The 22,830-nt window shown below is 68.0% G+C and carries 19 protein-coding genes and 1 pseudogene; 7 read left to right on the top strand and 13 right to left on the bottom strand.

Features of this window, described 5'->3' with window-relative positions; all coding sequences use genetic code 11:
- Nucleotides 1–74 precede the first annotated feature (74 nt).
- The 3 genes and pseudogenes from FS787_RS11220 to FS787_RS11210 all read right to left on the bottom strand — a co-directional run bounded on the left by FS787_RS11220 (nt 75) and on the right by FS787_RS11210 (nt 6,033).
- Nucleotides 75–3,581, bottom strand: coding sequence for an ATP-binding protein (locus FS787_RS11220; protein WP_144672476.1), 3,507 nt, complete (start codon nt 3,579–3,581; stop codon nt 75–77).
- 155 nt (nt 3,582–3,736) lie between these two features.
- Nucleotides 3,737–4,582, bottom strand: a pseudogene (locus tag FS787_RS11215) (DUF4194 domain-containing protein); the annotation flags it as partial.
- 2 nt (nt 4,583–4,584) lie between these two features.
- A complete protein-coding gene (locus FS787_RS11210; protein WP_144672475.1) occupies nt 4,585–6,033 on the bottom strand; it encodes a DUF3375 family protein in 1,449 nt (482 codons plus the stop codon).
- Nucleotides 6,034–6,354: 321 nt separating this feature from the next.
- On the opposite strand from FS787_RS11210, the gene FS787_RS11205 reads away from it, so the two are divergent.
- The 3 genes from FS787_RS11205 (at nt 6,355) to FS787_RS11195 (ending at nt 9,839) form a co-directional block, all read left to right on the top strand.
- On the top strand, nt 6,355–6,690 hold the full coding sequence (locus FS787_RS11205; RefSeq protein WP_144672474.1) for a hypothetical protein: 336 nt from the start codon (nt 6,355–6,357) through the stop codon (nt 6,688–6,690).
- A 64-nt stretch (nt 6,691–6,754) separates the two neighbouring features.
- Nucleotides 6,755–8,761, top strand: a complete 2,007-nt coding sequence (locus tag FS787_RS11200) for an acyl-CoA dehydrogenase family protein (protein WP_144672473.1) — start codon at nt 6,755–6,757, stop codon at nt 8,759–8,761.
- 166 nt (nt 8,762–8,927) lie between these two features.
- Nucleotides 8,928–9,839, top strand: a complete 912-nt coding sequence (locus FS787_RS11195) for a TIGR04086 family membrane protein (protein ID WP_144672472.1) — start codon at nt 8,928–8,930, stop codon at nt 9,837–9,839.
- Nucleotides 9,840–9,920: 81 nt separating this feature from the next.
- Here FS787_RS11195 and FS787_RS11190 read toward each other — a convergent pair whose 3' ends face one another.
- A complete protein-coding gene (locus tag FS787_RS11190) occupies nt 9,921–10,364 on the bottom strand; it encodes a YchJ family protein (RefSeq protein WP_186329164.1) in 444 nt (147 codons plus the stop codon).
- A 220-nt stretch (nt 10,365–10,584) separates the two neighbouring features.
- Between FS787_RS11190 and FS787_RS11185 the strand changes: the two genes are divergently transcribed.
- The 4 genes from FS787_RS11185 to FS787_RS11170 all read left to right on the top strand — a co-directional run bounded on the left by FS787_RS11185 (nt 10,585) and on the right by FS787_RS11170 (nt 14,399).
- Nucleotides 10,585–11,241, top strand: a complete 657-nt coding sequence (locus FS787_RS11185) for a hypothetical protein (RefSeq protein ID WP_144672470.1) — start codon at nt 10,585–10,587, stop codon at nt 11,239–11,241.
- Nucleotides 11,242–11,281: 40 nt separating this feature from the next.
- The gene (locus FS787_RS11180; RefSeq protein ID WP_144672469.1) at nt 11,282–12,286 is read left to right on the top strand and encodes an aldo/keto reductase family protein; all 1,005 of its coding nucleotides are present in this window, start codon (nt 11,282–11,284) and stop codon (nt 12,284–12,286) included.
- Nucleotides 12,287–12,290: 4 nt separating this feature from the next.
- Nucleotides 12,291–13,145: an SDR family oxidoreductase gene (locus FS787_RS11175; protein WP_144672468.1), complete on the top strand. Its 855-nt coding sequence runs from the start codon at nt 12,291–12,293 to the stop codon at nt 13,143–13,145.
- A gap of 135 nt (nt 13,146–13,280) precedes the next feature.
- Nucleotides 13,281–14,399, top strand: a complete 1,119-nt coding sequence (locus FS787_RS11170; protein WP_144672539.1) for a sulfite oxidase — start codon at nt 13,281–13,283, stop codon at nt 14,397–14,399.
- Between the two features lie 18 nt (nt 14,400–14,417).
- Here the strand turns inward: FS787_RS11170 and FS787_RS11165 are convergent, their stop codons facing one another.
- The 9 genes from FS787_RS11165 to FS787_RS11125 form a co-directional block, all read right to left on the bottom strand.
- Nucleotides 14,418–15,197, bottom strand: a complete 780-nt coding sequence (locus tag FS787_RS11165; protein WP_144672467.1) for an SDR family NAD(P)-dependent oxidoreductase — start codon at nt 15,195–15,197, stop codon at nt 14,418–14,420.
- Between the two features lie 83 nt (nt 15,198–15,280).
- Nucleotides 15,281–16,087 carry an anti-sigma factor domain-containing protein gene (locus FS787_RS11160; RefSeq protein ID WP_144672466.1) on the bottom strand — a complete coding sequence of 269 codons (807 nt, stop codon included), beginning with the start codon at nt 16,085–16,087 and terminating at the stop codon, nt 15,281–15,283.
- Entirely contained in the window at nt 16,074–16,703 is a 630-nt protein-coding gene (locus tag FS787_RS11155) for an RNA polymerase sigma factor (protein ID WP_144672465.1), read from the bottom strand. Before FS787_RS11155 ends, FS787_RS11160 begins: the two co-directional genes overlap by 14 nt.
- Nucleotides 16,700–17,098, bottom strand: coding sequence for a class F sortase (locus FS787_RS18145; protein WP_260982506.1), 399 nt, complete (start codon nt 17,096–17,098; stop codon nt 16,700–16,702). Before FS787_RS18145 ends, FS787_RS11155 begins: the two co-directional genes overlap by 4 nt.
- 552 nt (nt 17,099–17,650) lie before the next feature.
- Nucleotides 17,651–18,487: a DUF4397 domain-containing protein gene (locus FS787_RS11145; protein ID WP_144672463.1), complete on the bottom strand. Its 837-nt coding sequence runs from the start codon at nt 18,485–18,487 to the stop codon at nt 17,651–17,653.
- Between the two features lie 274 nt (nt 18,488–18,761).
- Nucleotides 18,762–20,573: a DUF4389 domain-containing protein gene (locus FS787_RS11140; protein WP_144672462.1), complete on the bottom strand. Its 1,812-nt coding sequence runs from the start codon at nt 20,571–20,573 to the stop codon at nt 18,762–18,764.
- A 57-nt stretch (nt 20,574–20,630) separates the two neighbouring features.
- Nucleotides 20,631–21,077 (bottom strand): flavodoxin family protein, encoded by a 447-nt coding sequence (locus FS787_RS11135; RefSeq protein ID WP_144672461.1) that lies wholly within the window; start codon nt 21,075–21,077, stop codon nt 20,631–20,633.
- Nucleotides 21,074–22,129, bottom strand: coding sequence for a zinc-dependent alcohol dehydrogenase family protein (locus FS787_RS11130; protein ID WP_144672460.1), 1,056 nt, complete (start codon nt 22,127–22,129; stop codon nt 21,074–21,076). Before FS787_RS11130 ends, FS787_RS11135 begins: the two co-directional genes overlap by 4 nt.
- Complete coding sequence (locus FS787_RS11125; protein ID WP_144672459.1) at nt 22,126–22,428, bottom strand: hypothetical protein; 303 nt, start codon at nt 22,426–22,428, stop codon at nt 22,126–22,128. Before FS787_RS11125 ends, FS787_RS11130 begins: the two co-directional genes overlap by 4 nt.
- Nucleotides 22,429–22,830 lie beyond the last annotated feature (402 nt).

Below are 22,830 nucleotides of genomic sequence, written 5' to 3'. Positions count from 1 at the left end.
CGACGCCAAGATCCCCGCCAGAGCCCCTACTTTGAATCCACCGATTTGTTATATTTCGGCTTCGTAACGCCCGGTTAGCGCAGGACGATGTCCACCGGGTTCGCCTCGGAGCGCCAGCTGCCGGCCGAGGCGGGCCCCGGCGCGATCACCGGGGCCGTCAGGACGCCCGAGCGGTTGGTGCGTTTGTCCCGCAGGATCTCGGTGACGGAGCCAAGGTGCCGGGACAGGTCGATGACGTTTTCCGGCGCGGCCAGGAGCAACTGGAAGCCGAACTCATGCAGGGCTTTGATGCCGGCGCCGGCGAATTCCTCCGAGGCCAGGACAAAGGCCTCGTCCATCATGACCGTGCCGTAGGTGGTGAAGCCCTGCTCGGCGATGCCCAGCTGGTAGCTCAGCGCCGCGGCCATGATGAAGGCGGTGAAGCGCTGCCGCTCGCCGCCCGACATCGAGCCGGTGTCCGCATGCATAAAGACCTCGGTCTTGGCTGCACGGGACTTACCGCCGCCCTTCGATGCGGCCTTGGAACCGGAACCCGCGACTTCACGGTGTTCCTTGCACTGGATGAAGACGTGTCCGCGGACGTCCAGCACCTCGGCGCGCCAGCGCCGGTCCTCCGGGGTCTGCGAGCCCAGCCGCTTCACCAGCGTTTCGAGCGACTTGTAGCGGTTGGTGAGCTCGGCGTCGTCGTCCGTCTCCGCGCCGGCTGCGGCGGCCGTTGCGGCGACCGCCTTCCCCGGCCGGGTGTGCCGGACCTTCAGCGCGTTCTGGATGGCGTCCTTGAACTGCTTCGCGCTGGCCGGCAGCGTCTGCTTGATGTCGAGTTCCAGGAAGCTGCCTTCATGGAAGTTCACCTCGGACAGGATTCCGTTCAGGGGCAGGATGCGGCTGGTGATGGACCGGCGTTCCTCGTCGAGCAGGTGCAGCAGGGTGCTGAAGGATTCGTGGGTGCGCTGATTGAAGAACTGCCGGAATTCGGCCTCCTGCGCGGGCAGCCCGTCGCTGACAATGGCGTGGTACCGGGCTTCGAACTCCCCGGCGGCGCCGATCGCGGTGCCGTGGTCCGCGGAAATCGATGTCCCACACTCGCGCACGAAGCCCTCGAAGATGCGGGTGAGCCGCTCCGAAGTGGCCTGCCCGCGTGATTCGGCCGTATGCAGCTCGGCGAGGAGCCGGGTGCGGACCTGGTTGGCGAGGTTGTCCAGCTCGTGCATCTCCGTGATGTCGCTGACGCCGCCGAAGGCGGCAAGATAAGGCTCCAGGGCCGTGACGGTTGCCTCCGACGGCGGCGACTGTTCCAAGCGCGCCCGCGCGGCGTCCAGCAGCGAATCGGCCGTGGACAGCTGGGCGTCGACGGCCTTGTATTCGCTCTGCAGCACGGCCGCGGCCTCGGTGCTGGACTGATGCTTGAGCCGGGCCGTCTCGATGTTGGCGCGTAGCGGTTCGAGGTCTGCCTGCGCGGCAAGGGCGTCCTTGAGCCGCTGCTCGATCCGGGCGAGTTCGTCTGCGGCCACAACGGCCGAGACCTGTTCCCAGGGCCGGTGGTCCTCGGCCACGCGCCGCAGGGCCTCCAGCTGCCGGGTCATCCCCTGGTGCGATTCCTCCCGGTTCTGCGCGAGTTCGGCCGCCTTGGCCAGTTCCTGCTGCAGGTCCTCCACCTGGGCCGCCACGAGTTCGAGCTTGGCGGCGTTGTCGAAGCCGAGGACATAGTCCTGCCGGCCGGTGAAGCGGTCGTCCTTTTCCACGGTGTGGCGGTTCCGCTTCACCACACCGCCCAGGCTCAGACCCTTGTCCAGCCCCGCCAGCTGGTCCGGGTCTTCAACGCACGGGTACGCGAAGTCGAGGGCGATCCGTTCCCGGACCCACTCCCCTGCCGCGGCGTTGGGGCCCAGGGTGAGGATGTCCAGTTTGGTGAGCAGATCGCCGTCGGCCGCGTCCTCCACGGCCAGCGCCCCGCCGGCCAGGGGCTTGGAGACATCCACGGCGCGCAGGGCGCCGCGGACGGAGTGGTCATTGAGGTAGCGGGTGACGGCGGCGAAGTGCTCGCCCGGGACCAGCATGGTGGTGGCGAGGCTGCGCAGCGCGCGCTCCGCGGCCGGGCGCCACTGCTCCTGGCCGTCGGCGAGGTCGATCAGCTCGCCGCCGAACGGCATCTGCTCCTCGGGGACGCCGGTGGCCGCCGCGATGGCGCTGCGGTTTTCAATGCTCGACGGCGGCAGCAGGGACTTGCGTGTCTTGAGCGAAACCAGCTCCTGCTGGGCCGCGGCGAGCTCGCGTTTCCGGGTCGCGTGAGAATCGAAGGCCTCGAACCGCAGCTCTTTGAGGGCCTCCGAGTCGTCCTTCAGTTCGGCCGAGCGGGCGGCCGCGTGTTCGTGTGCCTGTTCCCAGCCCGCCGAGGTCCACTGAAGTTCCAGGCCGGCGTCGGAGAGCGCCTTGCGTGCCGATTCCTCCACCTGCTGGCGGAGTTTGAGCCCCACCCGGGCGTTTTCGAGCGACTGCTCGATCGCGGAGATCGCGTTGCCGCCCTGGTTGTTGTAGTCAGCCTCGAGCTGGCGCAGCTCCTTGGCCAGTCCATCCCGGATGCCCCGCTCGGCGCCGAGTTCCCTGGCCTTCGCCTGGGCCAGCTCCTTGAACCGGGCCAGCGTCTTCTCATGGACGGTCACGGCCAGCTGCTGCTTGTACGCTTCGAATTCCTCGCCGGCGAGCTCCCGGAGCCGGTTCGCATCGAGCAGGGACTGGGCGTAGTCCCTGTTCAGCCCGGGGACCGGTGCCAGCTGGTCGCGCTGCTGCCGGACGTCCTCGAGGCGCTGCCGGATGGACATCAGGTTGCTGAATTCCTCGACGACGTCGTCCGCCGCGGTGAGGGTGGCGGGCGCGTCCAGGACCTGGTCGCGGAAGAAGTTGTTCACGCTGCCGCCCAGGCCCTTGCCGGCCTGGATGACGCGCAGCAGCGGCAGGGCCTGGTCCGAATTGATGCCGAGCAGGCGCCGGAAACGCTCCGCGAAGGCCTTGTGGACGTCGAAGATCTGGGCGTCCGGGAAGACCGCGTCCAGCGCCGATTTGGTGAAGCGCTTCTCCGCGATGCCCTCAAGTGCCGTGAGGTCCAGCGGCTTGTTGTCGATCAGGTAGTACCGGCCCACACTGGACTCGGTCCCGTTCTTGGGCAGGTCGAACAGCGCCGAGGCCGTCACCCGGGTGCCCGCGGCGTTGTCGAAGGTCAGGGCGACGGCGGACCAGGTGGCACCGGGGCGTTGGAACGCGCTGGCCGAGCCCTCGCCCACCGCCTTATCCCCCACTTTGCCGCGCATGTACGTAAACGTGGTGCGTTTGTCCTCCACCGCGCCGCCCGCGCGCTGGGCCGCGGCCTCGTTGGACCGGGGCCGGGCATCGAAGACCCGGAGCATCGCGTCGAACAGCGTGGACTTGCCGACGCCGGAATTGCCCGTGAGCAGGGTGCCGTTGCGGTCCACGTGCATGGTGTGGGCGCCGTGGAAAGTGCCCCAGTTGACTACCTGCACGAGGGCGAGGCGCATCTGGCCGGGGTTGGTGAGCTCGCCCAGCGGGAGCATTGTCGCGATGCTCACTTGGCTTCTCCGTCCGTGGTTGCGTCCGACGACGACGGCGATGCCGCCCCCGCCCCTGCGCCGGACAGCATTCGTCCTGCGGACGATGCTGCCGGCTCCGACAGGCCCGATGCCACTCCCGGGGCGGCATCGCCGTCGTCGTCTTCGTTTGTCAGGTCACCTTGGGCGACCGTCTCGTCGTCGCTGTCGTCGTCGCCTTCAGCTTCGTCCGCGTCGGTGTTCGCCTCGTTGTCGCCGTCGAGCTCCAGCAGGGGCTCCGTTCCGGACTGATCTGTGGAGGCTGCGACCAGGGCGTCGATCTGGGCGGGGATGTCTCCGATGTTTTCGAAGGGGAGGGCCAGGGGGAGGGCGTTGGAGATGGTGTAGACCTCGTCCAGGCCGGTGGCGAGGAGGAGCTGGCGGGCCAGGAGCTTGGTGATGGCGCGGTTGACCACGTCGGAATCGCGGAGGGCGTCCTGCTGGCCGGAGGGCTGGTAGTGGGCCACGAGTTCGGCGATTTCCTCGCGCGTGATGGTCGGGTCTGTCTGGGCCGTGACGTGGCGGTCCAGGAGCAGGCGCAGGCGCAGCAGGACGATGGTCTCGACCCGGCTGAGGGCGCGCTGCTGGCGCAGGATGCTGGAGCGGGTGCTGCCGCCGATGGCTTCGGGGTCCACGGGGCGCAGCACTGCCACTTTGCGTTCGTGGTCCAGCTGCAGGGTCAGGAAGAGTTCGGAGAGCCGGCTGCGGAGGATCAACTGGTTGTCCAGCAGGGTGGTCCACAGCTTTTCGTCCCGGCCGCCGTCGATGTACGGGCCCTTGAGGAGCTTCACGAGGGCCTGGCGGACCTTCATCGGGAGGACGCCGGTGTCCCCCGGGAACAGCGCGGCGCCGTCGACGAACGTGTCACGCGGGGTGACCGTGAAGGGGTCTGCGTGGACGTGGCGTGCGGGCTCGGACGCCGGCTCCGCACCGTCGGCCGTCACGGCCGTGGCTTCCACCGTGTCGTGGGAAAGTTCAGTCATCTTCAGTCCTTCTTGAGCGTGACGACCGGCAGGTACGCGGTGCGCGTGGAGCCGTCGATCTGTTCGAAGTCGAGGGTGTCCCAGGCCTCGCGGTCGAACCCGGCCCCTTCGTGCAGGGCGTGGGAGAGCAGCCCGCGGATCGAGTTGATGTGGCGTTCCCCGGCCGGGAGCCGTTCCCAGGCCTCGGCCAGGGTGGAGGCGCCGGCGAACGCGGCACGGATGGCCTCCGGCTTGGCCTTGCCGGTGCGCGGCGAGCGCACCCGGTCCGAGTCGCTGAAAGCGATCGGGTCAGCCAGCTTGGGCGGCGCCGCGAACTCGTCCGGGTCGAAGAGTTTGACCATGGACAGGGACTCGAAGCCGGCGTTGAACAGCACGGGGCCGCGGACCAGCCCGGGGCGTTCGCGTTCGTACGGCAGGGAGCGGATGGCCTGCTCGGCTTCCCGGAGGACCTTGCGGAGCCGGACGGACTGGCGGAAGTCGTCGCTCTGGACGTAGGTGTTGAGGCTTTCGCTGAGCTTGCCGTAGATCCGCTGGATCTGGCTGTGCTGGGTGCGCAGTTCCGCCACCAGGTTCTTGAGCGTCTCGCGTTCCTCGTGGCGGAGGTCGTCCGCGAACTGCCGGCTCAGCACTTCGCCGATCGCCGACCGGAAGCGCAGCTGCTGCTGCGGATCCTCCAGGAAGGCCGTGAAGGACCGGAAGGTCCTGCCCTCGGGGCTCTGCCGGAGCCGCTTGTCCGCCTCCAGCACCTGCGCCATCGTGGCGCCCTTGCTCAGGGACTCCTCGATGATCTGGTTGCGGAGCTCCCCCACGAGCTCCTCGATCCGGTCGCGCATCTTCTTGTAGTCAGCGGGCAGGCTGGCGGCGAGGTCCAGGATGTTCCCGGCGGCCTCCACGGCTTCCTCGTCGTCGAGCAGGCCGTCAAAATCACCGGAGCTGATGTCCTCGATCAACTGGCGCCGTTCGCCGATTTCCTCCTCGAGGGACTCCAGCCGGGCGCTTTGATCCGGGTTCGTCTCATTCGCGAGCTTCTCAACGTCGCCCAGCAGGGTGCCCAGCCGCGAGCCGTTGAGGGTGGAGCGTTCGCTGGAGAGGCTGTCCAGGAAGGCGAGGACGCGGGCCGCGGGTTCGGTGACTTCGTACACGATCTGGCCGGACTGGTTCCGGCGGGTCAGGAAGTTTTTCCGGGTCCACTCGTCGCCAAACGTCTTCCCGTTCGCCGAGCCGCCCAGCCCCGGTTCCTGGCGGCGGAGCTGCTCCAGGAAGGCGTCGACGTCGGCGTGGAACTGTTCCAGCGGCAACTGCGGCCGGGTGCGGGTAAAGGACGCCTGCAGCACGGCGATCACCCACGGCGCCGAGCGGGTCAGTGCCCAGGCGGGGCCTTTGGTGAGGAGTTCTAGGTCCCGCAGCCGGGCGCTGATGGCGTCGGCGGAGGACAGAGCGGAGCGGGACACGCACTCTCCTTCAGCTGCCGTGGGATAGGGACCGGGCAGCGGATACGGAAAAACTGCCAGCTACAAGGTTAACGCAGGCCCCGGTTCCCCTTCATCGGGTGGGCGGCCGCGTCGGGGCGGCAGCGTGGGCGGCCGCAGTCGCAGCCGGCACCGGGACCGCTGCCGGTGAGGGTTTCCGCGACCGAGCTGTGACCTACGGCCCGGTAGCATTTCGATCCCGTATCAAGACCCGCGGCACGGGCCCGCGACTCTGGCTGGCGATCTCCCCCCGCCCTACGCTCGGGCTACTGACTCAGCCGAAGCAATGGTGCAGGGGGAAGAATGCAGTTCGACCTAAGCGCAGTGGAAACGGCGACGCTGGTGTTCATGGGAACACTCGTGTTTGCCCTGGTAATCACACTCTTCATGATGACGGCATCGTTCGCGGCCCTGGTCCTGCTGGGCATCGGCCGGCTCGCCTGGATCTTGGCGGCAAACGTCGTTCTGGGGCTTGTCCACGGTATCAACCACGGCTGGGCCCGGCTGGTCCACCATGCGTCAACTGTGGATCTGCCGGGAGACTTCGCCGGCGAGCTCGGGGACATGGCGGCCGAAATGATGGGCCAACCGGCCCCTAGTACCGGCACCTACCCGCGGGTAGTATTGCGGGACAGCTGAAGGGTCCTCCACCCACGGCGGATCCAGGGCTCGAGCCGGTAACCCCGGTTAGAGGAGATGCCCAATGAGCTCCGCCGTTGAAAATCCAGCCACTGACAATCCGGCCGGCAGCGCCGGGACCGAAGTCCCGCCCCAGACGCTGGGCCCGGACGCCACCGCAGCGGACGCGCGGGCCGTCAGTGAAGCCGCCCGCGAAACCAGCTGGGACCGACCCAGCTTCGCCAAGGGACTGTACCTCGGCAGTTTCGACCTCAGCCTGATCCACCCCTGGCCGGAGGCTCCGGCGGACGACGTCGAACGCGGGGAAGCGTTCATGGCCCGCCTGACCGACTACTGCCGCACCATGTCCGGACGCACCATTGAGCGGGACGCCCGCATCCCGGATGAGTACCTCAAGGGACTGGCCGCGCTGGGGGTCTTCGGCATGAAGATCCCCCGCGACTACGGCGGCCTGGGCCTCTCGCTCGTCTACTACGGGCGGGCGCTGGCCCTGCTGGGTTCCGTGCATCCCAGCCTCGGCGCGCTGCTCTCCGCACACCAGTCCATCGGCGTCCCCGAGCCCGTCAAAGTCTTCGGCACGCCGGCGCAGAAACGGGAATACCTGCCGCGCTGCGCCGCGGGTGCCATCACCGCGTTCCTGCTGACCGAACCCGACGTCGGCAGCGACCCCGCCCGGATGGGAGCGACCGCTGTCCCCTCCGACGACGGGGAGTCCTACGTCATTGACGGCGTGAAGCTCTGGACCACCAACGGGGTCATCGCCGAGCTGGTGGTGATCATGGCGGTGGTCCCGTCCCGCACCGACGCGGACGGCACGGTTCACAAGGGCGGCATCAGCACCTTCGTCGTCGAGATGGACTCCCCCGGCATCACCGTAGAAAACCGCAATGCCTTTATGGGGCTGCGGGGCATCGAGAACGGCGTCACCCGGTTCCACCAGGTCAGGGTGCCCGCGGCGAACCGGCTGGGCGCCGAGGGCCAGGGCCTGAAGATCGCCCTCACCACGCTTAATACCGGGCGGCTCTCGATTCCCGGGCTCTGCGTCGGCTCCGGGCGGTGGAGCCTGAAGATCGCCCGCGAATGGTCCAATGCCCGCATCCAGTGGGGCCGGCCCGTGGGCATGCATGAGGCCGTGGGCAAAAAGGTTGCGTTTATCGCGGCCAGCGCCTTCGCTTTGGACGCGGTGTTTGAGCTGTGCGCCGAAATGGCCGACGCCGGGCAGAAGGACGTGCGGATCGAGGCCGCCCTGGCGAAGCTGTGGTGCACCGAGATCAGTTGCCGGATTGCGGACGAGCTGGTGCAGATCCGCGGCGGCCGCGGCTTCGAAACCGCGGACTCGCTCGAGGCCCGCGGCGAACGTGCCGTGCCGGCCGAGCAGCAACTCCGTGACCTGCGGATCAACCGGATCTTCGAAGGGTCCTCGGAGATCATGAAACTGCTGATCGCCCGGGAGGCCGTGGACGCGCACCTCGCGGCCGCCGGTGACCTCGCCTCGGAGGACGCCAGCCTGTCCGACAAGGCCAGGGCCGCCGCAGCGGCGTCCGGTTTCTATGCGAAGTGGCTCCCGAAGCTCGTCGCCGGGGCCGGGATGGACCCGCGTTCCTACAGCGATTTCGGTCGGCTCGCCAAGCAGTTGCGCTTTGTGGAGCGGTCCTCGCGGCGGCTGGCGCGGCAGACCTTTTACGGGATGGGCCGGTGGCAGGCGAAGCTGGAGCATAAACAGGCGTTCCTGGGCCGGATTGTGGACATCGGGGCCGAACTGTTCGCCATGGCCGCCTGCTGTTCCCGGGCGGAAATGCTGCTCCGGACCGAGCCTTCGAAGGGGGCCTCCGCCTACGAGCTTGCCGAGGCGTACTGCGAGCAGGCCCGGGTGCGCGTGGACGAGTACTTCGACCAGCTCTGGCGGAACACTGACGACGGCGACCACGTGCTGGTCCGCAACGTCCTGGCCGGCGACTACCAGTGGCTCGAGGCCGGGGTGCTGGACCAGTCAGAGGGCACCGGGCCCTGGATTGCCGATGCCAGTCCCCGGGCCTCGGTCAAGGAGAACCTGCACCGCACGTACCGCTGACCAGCGCCGCCGCGTCCGTCAGCTGCCGCCAACCGAATAGTAAGCACCCTTGCTACCTTCTACTGCGCGTGATTAGGTGGATGTGAGGCCCGTACGCCGGTCTCCGCCTTGCGGTGCCCGGCCCAAACAATGGGCCCGGGTCAATCAGTGAAAGTGAGCATTCCTCATGAGCAACCCAGCAGGCCCCGAAGATCGCACTCCCCGCCACGCCGGTGAAGGGGACGCGGACGTACACCAGGACGCCCGGATCCACGATGCCCGGCAGGACGCTGCACCGCAGACCGCACCCCGCACCGACGACACCCGCGTGATCCCCACGGGCACCCCCGCCACGGCGGCCCCGGCCGACGACAATGACGCCGGCACGCGGAGCCAGGACGCGGTCCGCACCGGGCCGGTCCACACGGAACCGACCCGCAGCCAGCCCGTCACGGCCGTGCGCCACGACGGGACCGGCCGCGACAACGTCGACGCGCGGGACACGGTCGTCGACGAGGTCCCCACCCGGGAAACCGTGGTGGCCCGCGAAAAGGAACAGTTCGGCGGCATCAAGATCGGCTCGGCCTTCTTCGGCTGGCTCGCCGCCACGGGTATGGCCGTGCTGTTGACCGCGCTGGTCGCGGCCGCAGGCACCGCCGTCGGGCTCGCCACCAACACGGACGTCAACGCGGCCGTGAACTCCGCCGATCAAACGGTGGGACTGGTCGGCATCATCGTGCTGCTGGTCATCCTGTTCGTGTCCTACTACTCCGGCGGCTACGTCGCCGGCCGGATGGCCCGCTTCAACGGCGCCAAACAGGGCTTTATGGTGTGGGTCTGGGCCCTCATCGCCGCCGTGGTGGTCGCCGTTCTCGGCCTCGTGGCCGGCCAGCAGTACAACATCCTGGCCCAGCTCAACAGCTTCCCGCGGATCCCGGTCAACGAAGGCGAACTGACAACCACCAGCATCATCGCCGCAGTAGTGGTGGCCGCGGTGGCGCTCGTGGGTGCCGTCCTGGGTGGAACCGCCGGCATGCGCTTCCACCGCAAAGTGGACCGCGCCGGCTTCACCCCCGTGGAGACTGTCGAGGAACGCTAGGCACACCAACGTCCTGGACCTGCCGGGCGCCGGGCAGCGTTGCCCGGCGCCCGGCAGCTGTTTAAGTGCCGGGTGCGCCGTTCACCCGAACTCGGCGCCTGCATCGACGTAATACCAGCGGCGGCCGACCCGCTGGAATCGGCTCGTTTCGTGGTGGACTCCGCGTTCGCCGTCGTGCCGGAAATGGGCCTTGAACTCCACGGTCCCCTCGGTGTCCAGCGGGCCGCCGCGCGTCGTGGAAATGATGTCCAGCCGCCGCCACTGCATGTCCGGATCCAGGTCGAGGGCAGCCGGCCGGGTCGCCGGGTGCCAGGTGCGCAACAGGTAATCGGCGTCCAGCACCACGAAGGCGCTGTACCGCGAGCGCATCAGCTGCTCCGCCGTCGGGGCTTCCGCTTCGCCGGCGTGGAACCGGCCGCAGCAGTCACCGTACTGCTCCCCGGACAGGCACGGGCAATTTCCCCGGAAGCGGGACCCGTCCGGCTGGTCATCGGCACCTGTACTGGCGGCGGCTGGGGGCGTCACAATTGTCCTTTCGGGGCCGGACCGTGCGGGTGTGGCTCCTTCAGACTACAGACGCACAGCCCGGCAGCGCCCGGCAGCGGGACCCATACCAGCTGTGACACGTCAGTGCGAAGACTCCGGATGCCTGCGCGGCCAAGGAAAAAAGTCCGTATGGTTAAGGGGTGCTTGCCCGCCGCTCTTGGCGGGACACGCCGCGGCTAGGCCAGCTAGGAGAGGTGACATGGAAGATCCGACAACCATCGCCCTCAACCTGACCTTCCTCGGGACGCTGGCAGTGGCGATGGTCATGTTCTTCGGCTTGTTCCTCGCCTTGGCAGCCACGCTCGTCATTGCCGGCCTCGGCCGGTTGGTTGCCGTGACCATTATGGCCGTGGGACGCGGCCTGCTTCGGGTCACCGGCCCAGCAGCCCGGCCCGCCGAGACCGTCCAGGACGCGCCGGCGGCTGCCAAACCGGCGAAACCGGTGAAAGCCGCCAAACCGGTGAAGCCCGCCAAGCCTGCCAAGAAGGAACCCGCCCTGTCCCCCGACTGGGTGGCCGCCGTCGAGCAGGCCGATGCCCGCGCTGCCGCACGCGCCAAGGCGGAGGCTGCCCCGGCCGTCAAGGTCTCGGTCCGCGAATTGCCCAGCCCTTCGGCTCCGGCGCGGGACGTGGAAGCCGTGGCGCCCCTCGTCGAGTCGGCCACTGACACGAACGGCCAGCTCGGCGCGGTCCCGCCGGCCTTCAAGAAAGCCCCGATGCCCGCCGCGAAATCCCTGCTGGACACGGGCTCGCTGGTTTCCCGCCCGGGCCGGCTGCCGCAGCCCCGGAAGCCCCAGGGCCAGCCCCAGAACCAGCTGCGCAACAAGCCGCAGGCCCAGGAGCGCAAAGCCGGCTGAGGCCTTACCCCCGGCAGGCAACTCGGCTACGGTGAAACCCATGGAATTCAGATACCTGGGAAACAGCGGCTTCAAAATCTCGGAAATTACCTTCGGCAACTGGCTAACGCACGGCTCGCAGGTGGAGAACGAGGTCGCCACCCAGTGCGTCCGGGCAGCGCTCGACGCCGGCATCAGCACCTTCGATACCGCGGACGTCTACGCCAACACGGCCGCGGAGACCGTGCTCGGCAAGGCGCTCCGGGACGAGCGGCGTGAGTCGCTGGAAATCTTCACCAAGGTCTTCGGCCCCACCGGACCCAAGGGTCACAACGATCTTGGGCTCTCCCGCAAGCACATTATGGAAGCCATCAACGGCTCGCTGACCCGGCTGCAGACCGACTATGTGGACCTCTACCAGGCCCACCGCTACGACTACGACACCCCGCTGGAAGAGACGATGCAGGCCTTCGCGGACATCGTGCGGCAGGGCAAGGCCCTCTACATCGGCGTCAGCGAATGGACAGCCAGCCAGATCCGCGACGGTCACGCCCTGGCCAAGGACCTCGGTTTCCAGCTGATCTCCAACCAGCCGCAATACTCCATGCTGTGGCGCGTCATCGAGGCCGAGGTGGTTCCGACCTCTGAGGAGCTGGGCCTCTCCCAGATTGTGTGGTCCCCGATTGCCCAGGGTGTGCTGAGCGGCAAGTACCACCCCGGCAAGCCCGCCCCGGAGGGCAGCCGCGCCACGGATTCCAAGGGCGGCTCGAAAATGATCGAGCGCTGGATGTCCAACGAGGTCCTCACCGGGGTCCAGCAGCTCAAACCGATCGCGGAGGAAGCCGGGCTGACCATGGCCCAGCTGAGTATCGCCTGGGTGTTGCAGAACCCGAACGTGGCCTCCGCCATCATGGGCGCATCCCGGCCGGAACAGATCGAGAAGAACGTGGCCGCCGCGGGCGTGAAGCTCGACGCCGGAATCATGGACAAGATCGACGCCGCCATCGGCCACCTCGCCGAACGCGACCCGGCACAGACCAAGTCGCCCGCCTCCCGGGAGCGGTAGGCCCGTGGCAACCGCGCCGACGCTCGCCGTCACCGGTTCCACCGGGCACCTGGGCGGGCTGGTCGCCCGTCAACTGGCCAGCGCCGGCAACCCGCAGCGCCTGCTGGTCCGCGACATAGGCCGGGCTCCGGAACTGGCGGACGCCGTCCCCGTGGCGGCGGCCTACGCCGATCCGGTGCCCGCCAGAGCCGCCCTCGACGGAGTGAAGACGCTCCTGATGGTCTCCGCTTCAGAAACCGAGGACCGGCTGCAGCAGCACTGCACCTTCGTGGACGCGGCGGCCGCGGCCGGCGTGCAGCACATCGTGTACACCTCGTTCTTCGGCGCGGCAGCCGATTGCACGTTCACCCTGGGCCGGGACCACTTCGCCACCGAGGAGCGGATCAAGGCGTCGGGGATGGACTACACCTTCCTGCGGGACAACTTCTACCTGGATTTCCTGCCGTTGCTCGCAGGTGAGGACGGGGTGATCCGTGGACCCGCCGGGGACGGCATTATGGCAGCCGTTGCCCGCGCGGATGTCGCCCGCTCCGCCGTGACCGTGCTCCGCGACCCTGCCCTGCATAAGGGCAGGACCTACGACCTCACCGGACCGGAGGACATCTCCCTGGCGGCTGCCGCGGACCTCCTTACCGCCGGGACCGGCCGGAGCATCACGTTCCACCGCGAGACCCTTGAGGAGGCTTACGCCTCGCGGGCTTCCTATGGCGCCCCGCCGTGGCAGGTGGATGCCTGGGTGAGCACCTACACGGCCATCGCCGCCGGCGAACTGGCGGGTCCGACGTCGGCCGTGCACGAACTCACCGGCCGCGAGCCGCTGGGCCTGGCACAGTTCCTTGCCGAGTCGCACACGATTTAGTCTTCCTTTCCGTCCGGGCTGCAGGTCCGGCCCGGTATTGACGGCTTCCGGGCCCGGGCGTAGACCTGAAGACAGGTGACACCGGTCCAAATCCGGGCTGGTCCGGAGCAGAATCGCAGCGCCATGCCAAAGCAGATGTCCCGACATTCATCCATCCTGAAGACCCCGCGCCACGGACGGAAACTTACGCCGCACCCCGGGGAACCGAGCCACGGCCCGCTGACCGCGGAAGAACTCCAGCTCGCGGTCCGTAACCACTCCATGCCGCTCGAGGCCCTGCGGAACGGCATCACCCCGCCCGGGCTGCACTATCTGCTGAACCACTTCGACATCCCGTTCATTGATGCCGACCAGTGGCACCTGCGGATCGGCGGCGCCGTCCAGCGGTCGCTGGAGCTGAACCTCAAGGCCATTCGCCGGGCGCCGCGGATCAGCATCCCCGTCACCTTGGAATGCGCCGGCAACGGCCGCTCCCTGCTGCGGCCCCGTCCGCTGAGCCAGCCCTGGCAGCTGGAGGCCGTGGGCACCGCCGTCTGGACCGGTGTCCCGCTCGCCTACCTGCTGACCCAGGCCGGGGTGGAGGACGACGCCGTGGAGGTGGCGTTCACCGGCGCGGACAGCGGAATCCAGGGCGGCGTCCGGCATCAGTTCGCCCGGAGCCTTCCGATTGCGGAGGCTCTGCGGCCCGACATCGTGCTGGCCTACCAGATGAACGGCAACGACCTGCCCCCGCAGCACGGCTACCCCCTGCGGCTGGTGGTCCCGGGCTGGTACGGCATGGCAAGCGTGAAATGGCTCTCCTCGATCAACGTGCTGACCAAACCGTTCGACGGTTTCCAGCAGACGGTCGCGTACCGCTATCAGCAGGACGCGGACGACGCCGGCAGTCCCGTCTCATGGATCAAAGTCCGTTCGCTGATGGTTCCGCCGGGTGTGCCGGACTTTTTCACCAGGAGCAGGATCGTCCCGCCCGGCCCGGTGATGCTGACCGGCCGGGCCTGGTCCGGGGAGGGCGCCGTGCAGCGCGTCGAGGTCGGCATCGACGGCAAGTGGGCGCCGGCGCAACTGCAGCAGCCGGCAGCGCCCTTCGCCTGGTGCGCCTGGTCCATGCCGTGGGTGGCTGATCCCGGTGAACACGAGCTGGCCTGCCGCGCCACGGACACCACCGGTGCCGCACAGCCGCTGGAGCAGTCCTGGAACTACCAGGGCATGGGCAACAACGTGGTGCAGCGGATCAAGGTGACGGTCGGGTAGCCGGAGGCGCCCAGCACCTCAGTAGTCCACGATCGCGCCGGCGGAGATGTTGACCGTGGCGTCCGTGATGGCCCCGGCCTTGTCCGAAGCCACGAAGCAGGCCACGTTTCCGACGTCGGCCAGCGTCGCGGTGCGGTTCAGGTGGGCGGCTTTGGCAATCTCCACGATGATCTCCTCGCGCCCCTCCGTCTGCCACGGGATCGTCTCGATGATGCCGCCGGACACCATGGTGACAATACGGATGCCGTGTTTTCCCAGCTCCAGCGCCCATTGGCGGCGCAGCCCCTCCATCGCGTCCAGTGCCACCTTGAACCCGCCAAGCCCGGGGATGGTCTGGGGACCGGAACCGCCGAACATCAGCACCACCCCGGAGCGTTGTTTGATCATGCGCGTCGCCGCGGCCCGGGTGGTGATGAAGTGGGTGCGTGTGGCCAGGGTGATGGGCTGGGTGAAGTCGTTGACGTCGATCTCCATCAGCGACTGCTGGATGTCGCCAAAGGAGATGAGGTTGAAGGAGATGTCGATCCGTTTGTGTTTCCTGGCCACGCGGTCCACGAACGCGTCCACCTGTTCCTCATCGAGAGCGTCGACGACGGCGGTTTCCGCCCTTCCGCCGTCCTCCTGGATGTCCCGCGCCACCTTTTCAAGCCGCGACTCGGTGCGCCCGGCGAGGTGGACGAAGGCGCCCTCCGCAGCGAAAGCCCGGGCCACTGCGCCGCCGATGGAACCGCCCGCCCCGTAGATCAACGCCGTCTTGCCCTGCAGCAGTCCGTTTCCGGGGACCTCATTGTTCAGCATCGTCGCCCGCCTCCCGCGGTGGAGTGGTAAATTCCCTCAACTATGTTCTCGCCGGGGGCCGCTGGCAAGAGGGGTCAAGCTGTTCAGGAGGCGAGGGTTCCGCGGACAATGCTGACGCTGGAGTGCGCGGGGTTGCCGTCCACCGGTTCGTCGGACACGTCCACGATCGGATATTCGGCCAGGTCCAGCCCGTCCGGGACAGGGAACGAACCGGCCTCAGACGTCATCACGCCCAGGCTCACCAGCCGTGTCAGGTCGGGTGCGATCAGCCAGACCTCCTGATAGCCGCGGGCTTCGTTCTTGTCCACCCGTACTTCCAGCGTGCGCTGCCCGTCCTGGGCTTCGACCACCCGGGCCGAGCCGGTGGCGGAATGCTGGTCCACCGGCGCGAGTTCGGCCTGGGCCAGCGGCGTCACCACCGGCTGGTTCTGCTGGACGGACCAGAAGACGCCCGCCGCCAGCAGCGCTGTGGCCGCGGCGGCAGCCAGCCACACACCGGGACGGCGCAGCCAGCCGGAACCGCCGCTGCGGTCAGGCTTCCCGCCCGGCCTTGGCTCCCGGGACGGAAGCGGAGTCACGGACCCGGACGCCGGCCGTTCCGGTGCCGGTGCAAACGCCGGTGGGGCGCCGGACGCCGTCGGGGATCCCAGCGGGTCGGCGGCGACGGCGGGGGACAGCCCCAGTGCGCTGTGGATTCCTGCCCATACCTGCGGCCCGGGTGATTCCAGCGCGGCAGCGGCAGGTCCGGGCTTTGCTGCCACGACGGCCCGGCGGAGGCTGGCGTATTCCGCTGCACAGCCGGCGCAGGAGCGAAGGTGTTCCGCGGCGTCGTCTCCGAGCTCTTCGCCGAGGGCCAATAGGCTCAGGGACTCCGGGTCAAGATGTTGCACGGTCTACCTCCAATCGGCTTCTGAGCTGGGACAGGCTGCGGCGGATGTGGCTCTTGACCGTACCAAGCGGCAGGTCCAGTTTCTGTGAAATCTGCGAATGCGTCAGGTCATCGTAGAAGGCGAGTTTGAGGATGGACCCTTGCGGCTCGCCCAGCCGCTCCAGCTCCCCGTCCAGCAGCAGGCGGTCGGCCAGCACCTCCGCGGCTGCCTGCCCGGCGGGACCTTCCGGGTCCGGGGAACGCTCGACGGCGGCCAGCACCTTCCGGGTCTCCCGCACCGAGGCCGCCTGCGCGTCCGTGATCGCGTTCCGGGTGATGCCCACGATCCACGCCGGCAGCCGCGCTTTCCCCGGATCGAACGCCGACCGCGAGCGCCACACCCGGATGAACACTTCCTGGGTGACGTCGTCGGCCGCCGTGCTGTCGCGTAACGAGCGCAACGCCAGCGTGTGGACCAGCGGCGAGAACTGCCGGTACGCCTCGGCCAGCGCGGATTCGTCACCGGCGGCGAAGGATTCGTTCAATCCGGCGTCCCAGGCGGAAGGGGCCTCGAAAGGTGCCAAGCCAGGCTCCTTCCCGCTGCTTGTGGCGACGATGAGCGCTGCGTCCTGGATCATGCCGGCACCGCTGTGACAATCACATTGTCGCCGTAGTCCTGCTGTTCGTCCAGCCATCGGCCGCCGCAAGTCACCAGCTTCAGCTGCGGCGGGCCGTCGCGGCGAAAAATGGACGCACCGTCGAACGCGTCCTTTGCCATAAGCTCCACACCGGTCACCCGGAACGTCACGGGCGGGGCCCCGTCACGCCGGACGGTTACCAGGGTTCCCGGAGTGAGCGACTTGAGCTGGGAAAAGGGTGCCGAATCGGAGGTCGTGTCGACGTGTGCCGCGATCACCGCTGTTCCGGTTGTGGCTCCGGGGGCCGGGCCGAAGCGGTACCAGCCCGCCTCGTCGAAGGGTTCGGGGATCTCCATGGCCCCGTTCGGACTGACGCCCACCTCCACGACAGCCATATTGATAGTGGTGCCCTCCACGGTGAGGGCGCGCGGGGCCGGATCCTTGGGCGCCGTGGCCGGTGGGGCCGCCGGACGCACCGGGACGGCTGATCCGGGGGCTAGAGCTGCGGCAGCCCGCGGCTGGGACTGCCGGGCGCCGGGTCGTTGCCCGTCAGCGCCGGCTGCCTGTGTGGGGGTTCCCTCCGCTGCTGGTCTCTCAGCAACAGATCTCTCCGCAGCTGTTGCCTCCGTGGCGGTTCTTTCCGTGGCCGGGGGTGGAGCGTCCGTGCCCTGGGACGCTGCGGAACCGACAATCAACAGGGAAACCGTCACGACGGCGGCCGCGATCCGCGCCGCCGCTCTCTGTCCGACAGTCCGGTGGGCAGCCGACGAATGTGCGGCCGGGCCACGCGCTGCTGTCCGCTGCGCTACGGACCGCCGGCCGGAAGCCGGGGGGACCCCGGTGGGCTCTGCCGCCGTCGTGCGGTTCATCTCAGGCCTCCCCTTGCCGGATTGGATGTCAGGCGCCGGCCGCCCGGGGTGACCGGGCGGCCGGTGCGTGGTTGGTGCCTAGCGGATGCGGCGGAACGCCGGCTGCTTCCGGGACACGGCAAACCCGCCGGCCAGAAGCAGGAGGGCCGCGGCGCCGATGCCCACCGTGGTGGCTACCTGGCCGGTGGATCCGGTTGCGGCCTCAGCGGCGCCGGAGCGTCCGCCGGGAACGCCGGCCGGGGCGGAGTGCAGACCCTCAATGTTCTGCACGGCCACCTGCAGGTTGTTGTCAGCGAGGCTGCCCCACGCATAGACCACTGTGTGGGTGCCTTCCGCGACAGTCACATCGGCCGGGCCGATCACCGGTTCCGTGGTGCCGGCGGCGGCCACCGAAACGGAGAGGGTGCCGGGATCCAGCGTGAGTGTCTCCTCGTTGGGGTTGGCCAGGCCGGAGATCACGGCAGTGCCGCCGGCGAGGACGTCCACGGCCGGTGCCGCCGCTGTGTGGCGGACGGTGAGCTTGCCCTTGCCGGGATCGATTTGCGAGACGTCGTTTGTGAAGAAGTTGGCCGTCGGGTTGCCCTCTGCGTCGAGGTTGGCCACGGCTGTGTAGTTGCCGTTGGCAGCGAGGCTGACCGTGACGGGCCCGATCACAGCGGCGGAGGCGTCGGCGGCGTCGGCGGCGGTGATAGCCAGGTCGTAATCGCCGGGCGGCAGGGCGAGCGGGCCGGCGAGGGTGCCGGGCGTGAAATCGTCCAGGGTGAGTTCGCCGTTGACCCAGACGTCAACGGTCAGCCCCGGCACGCCGTGGAGAACGGACAGTTGGGCGTCGGATTCGGCCGCCTGGGCGGGGCCGGCAAGGGCGAGAGCTGCCGCGACTGCCACGGCGCCTGCTGTGAAAAGGCTGGTACGCATTTACATCTCCTTCAACGGCCCGCCACGCGGGCGATTTATTGCTTACACCCCTACTACCGGCGTTGGAGGCTGTTTGGATGCACACGCATGTAAATCTTTTTTGAAGGGGTAGAAAGGCAGTGCTGACAGGGCAAAGAGGGTCGCAGGGCCGCGAAGCGTTGACGCCCGCAGCAGCGGGCAGGCAGAGTAACGCGGCCACACCACCGTAGGCACACCAATGCGGCCGGGCGGCTCTGGTGAGCCGCCCGGCCGCAGCCGCGGTGGTCCGGAGGTGCTAGGCGCGCGGCGGGTTGTCCTGGCCGGTGGGGTTTTCCGGGCCGGCGGGGTTTTTCGCGGCTGAGGAGGCGTCCGGCTGATCCGGCCGGGTGGCCGCGGGCCCGCCGATACCGTAGTAGCCCGGTTGGCCCTCGGCCGGTCCGGCCGCCGGACCCGGTCCAGGTTGGCCTGGCCAACCTTGGCCGGGCTGGCTTGTCCCACCTGGTCCGGGCTGGCCTGTCCCCTCGGGACCAGACTGACCGTAGCCAGGCGGCTGGCCACCCGGGCCAACGGGCGTGCCTGGCCCCGCGGGGAGCGGCGCATACCCGGGGCCCGGAGGAGTCACGGCGGGAGGAATCGCCGCGGCCTCTCCGGGGTCCCGGGGACCCATGTCCAGGCGGAACGGCGGGTATTCGTCACGCATCAGCGCGACATAGGTGGTGACGCGGTAAATCCAGCGGTTCAGGCCCAGCAGGAAGTCGAAAAGGCCCCTCGAGTACACCCCGGTGAAAAGCAGGATGACTCCGGCGATGAAGACCAGCAACCCGAACAGGGACATCCCCGTGCTGACCTGCAACCATTCGCCGTCGCGGTACACCCAGGTCTGGGCGGTGCCGGTCAACAGCGAGATGATCAGCAGGTGTGGGAAGGCCAGCAGCCAGGACTTCACGAGCACCAGGCCGTGGGAGAGCTTCTCCGGATAGTCGACGTCGAAGTCGGCCGGGTAGTCGGTGCGTTCCAAGGTGAATGGCGGGTAGCGGTCCGTGCCAAGCGCCCCGTAGCAGTAGAAGGCCACCCGCCAACTCCAGCGGATCACCCCGACGTTGAAGTTGAACAGCGAGCGCGGGTAGTGCCCGGTGAAGAGGATCGCGAACCACGCCACGATGGTGACCACACCGAAGGCAAACCAGAGGAAAAAGAGCACGATGAAGTGCGGGATCGCCAGGAACCACTTGAACAGCCACTTCCACCGGGACAGGTTCGGGTCCAGATAGCCGCTGAGCCGGGCCGGATATACGGCGCCGGCATCCGGCGGGGTGGGCGGCGGGAAGCCCGGCGGCGCTCCGGCCGCGTACGGCTGGACGGCATATGCCTTCTGTCCCGGGACGGGCTGGCCTGCATACGCCGGCGCCGGAGTGCCACCGCCGGCGGGCGGTACGCCCTTGCCCAGCCCGGCGGCGCCAAACACGATCAGTGGCACACCGATGAGCAGGAACAGGATTCCGCCGATCAACAGGCCGACGAAAACGGGCCACAAGAGGTCAGAGCGGGCGCCGGCCCGAAGGTCCACGGCTACCGGAGCGGTGGCGTCAGCGTTCATGATGACCACGGCCCAGGTTCCCGGCCGCAGGTCCCACTGGAGCTCCTGGGTCCCCGGCCCGGTGGCCAGTGCGGTCCAGAAGGTCTGATCCGCGGGCAGCGCCGGAACACTAGTGCCGGGCACCTCGCGGTACTGTGCCCGGAAGGGGGTAAATCTGACGTCAACGATTTCGGAGTGGTTGACGCCAGCCAGGTAGGCGGACACATCGGCCTGCGGAGCGATGCCGATGAAAATCGCCTTCGCCGGATCGGCGGCGGAGCCACGGATCATGATGCTTCCCGGGACCACAGGGGATGTTTCCGGGTAGCTGCTTTCCGTCATGATGTCGAGGCGTGGCGAAGTGAGGGCGTACGAATCGGCAGCAAAACGCTCCACCGGCGTGGTGAAGAACCCGTTGTCGCGCTGCTGGTAGTTGGCCCACCCGACGGCGCCGGCACCAGCCAGCAGACCCAGGCCCAGGAGAGCGCTGAGCGTACCCAGCACGAGCATGACAATCCGGCCTGGTCGCATGAGCGCCGTCCTTTCACATGGTCCTTGTCAGGACCTCCGGTTCAGCATGGACGCCGGTCAGCGCCCCAGCGAGGTCAGCAGGCGCCGCGCCCAGCCCCGGGCCTTCTCGATTTCACCGTCACGCAGCGGCCCTTCACTGCCTTTCACGTAGAAGGGCATGGGTTCGGCGATGATGTCTGCACCGCCGGCTTTGAGGGCATGGGATATTTTCTTGGCGGCATCGCCGTGGATAAACATCCGGACGCGCGTATCGAACGCCGCGGCGTTCACGCCCTTGAGGGAACCGTCTGCCAGGGCAGCCAGCAGCGAGGTGATTTTCGGCGTCGGACGCCATCCGTTGATCGGGCTGCCGACCACGAGGAGGTCACCCGCCACGAGGGCTTCGGGTTTGAACTCCCCCACCGGGACGGAACTCGCCTGCACCCCGTCGAGCGAGCCGGCGATCGCCTCGGCCACAGATCTGGTGTTGCCGTACGCCGAATCGTAGACAACCAGGGCTTTCACGCCGTGATCACTACCTTAAGCGCCTTCGTTTCGGCGGCGCGGGCGAAGGTGTCGTAGGCCTCCAGGAACTGGTCGAAGCTGAAATGGTGGGTGGCGAATTTTTCCGCCGGCACCTTGTTCTGCGCGACAAGCTTGAGCAGCATCGGCGTGGTGTTGGCATTGACCAGGCCCATGCTGATGTTGATGTTTTGGATCCAAAGGTTTTCCACATGCAGCTCCACGGACTTGCCGTGCACACCCACGTTGGCCACGTTGCCGCCGGGACGCACAATATCGGCGCACATGGTGAAGGTCGCAGGAATCCCGACCGCCTCGATGGCCACGTCCACCCCCTGCCCGTCCGTCAGCGCGAGCACCTGCTCCTTCCAGTCGGCGTCGCTGGAGAGGACAACGTTGGTGGCGCCGAACTCCCGGGACTTCTCCAGCCGGTTCGCGTCAAGGTCGACGGCGATGATGGTGGCGGCCCCGTAAAGCCCGGCGGTGGCGATCGCGGCGAGGCCCACCGGTCCGGCACCGACGACGGCGACCGTATCACCGGGCTTGACCCGGCCGTACTGCACACCGATTTCGAAACCGGTGGGGAGGATGTCGGAGAGCATCACGGCCCGTTCGTCGGTGACGCCCTCAGGAAGCAGGTGGAGTGAGTTTTCGGCGTACGGGACGCGGACGTACTCGGCCTGCGTGCCGTCGATCAGGTGGCCGAAGACCCAGCCGATGCCGGATGCGCCTTCCTCGCCCATGCAGTGCGAATAGAGGCCGGTCTTGCAGTTGGCGCAGTGGCCGCAGGACTTGATGCAGGAGATGATCACGCGGTCCCCCACCTTGAGGCTGGTGACCGAGGAACCCACTTCGGTGATGGTTCCGACGCCTTCATGGCCCAGGATCCTGCCTTTGGTCACGGCAGGAACGTCCCCCTTGAGAATATGGAGGTCCGTTCCGCAGATCGTGGTGGTTTCCACTTTCACGATCACGTCGCTGGGATTCTGGATCTTAGGATCGGGAACGTCCGTCCAGGACTTTTCCCCGGGACCACCATAGACGAGGGCTTTCATGCGTTCTCCTTGATTCTGAGGATGTTCGGCGGGTCCACAATGCGCAACCGGCACGGCGTCACGGACGCGTCGATGCCGGATGACACGACCGAGCGGCGGGCGTGCTCGTGAAGTTCTTCGATGGCATCGGCGGTCACGCGGGCGTGGGCGAGGTTGATGACGATTTCGTACCCGGGAAGTTTGGCTGCCACACGGCGGCAGACGACATAGAGGGCGCGGATATTAGCCGGCGTGACGACGCCCCGCACGTCCACCCGCGCCGATTCCGCAACGGAGTCGATCCGGATAAGGACTTTCATGCGTGGATCCCCATGGGAAGGGTGCGCGTAGTAGGCGCTACTTCTGGTGCCGTGTTGCCTGTGGGTCACGGGGCATCAGAGCTCCCGGGCTGTCCCTGAACTAGTACAAATAAGCGAAAATCGTTGGTGACAGTCATGTTGGCCGCGGCCTCCTGCCTTGGTCCCGCAGACACGGACCAGCGCAGAACGCCTTTTCCTTCCCCAAGGTTCGAGCGAGACCGAACAACTGTTGTAGCAGGCGGTTCATCCCCCAATGGCCGTGCAGGAACCGCCCCAAATTCAGCATGGAGGGTACGTCTATCCAGGGCAAGGGGCGAAAGTCCCGTGTGCGGTGGAGAGCCCGGGTCCCCGTGGGATCCCAAGGATCCTGAGCGGCATCGGCACGTCCTGGTTGGCGCTGCG

Source organism: Arthrobacter sp. U41 (assembly GCF_007679325.1).
Lineage (GTDB): Bacteria > Actinomycetota > Actinomycetes > Actinomycetales > Micrococcaceae > Arthrobacter.
Note: the sequence above shows the minus strand (reverse complement) of the source record. Positions and strands in the feature narration are given on the sequence as shown.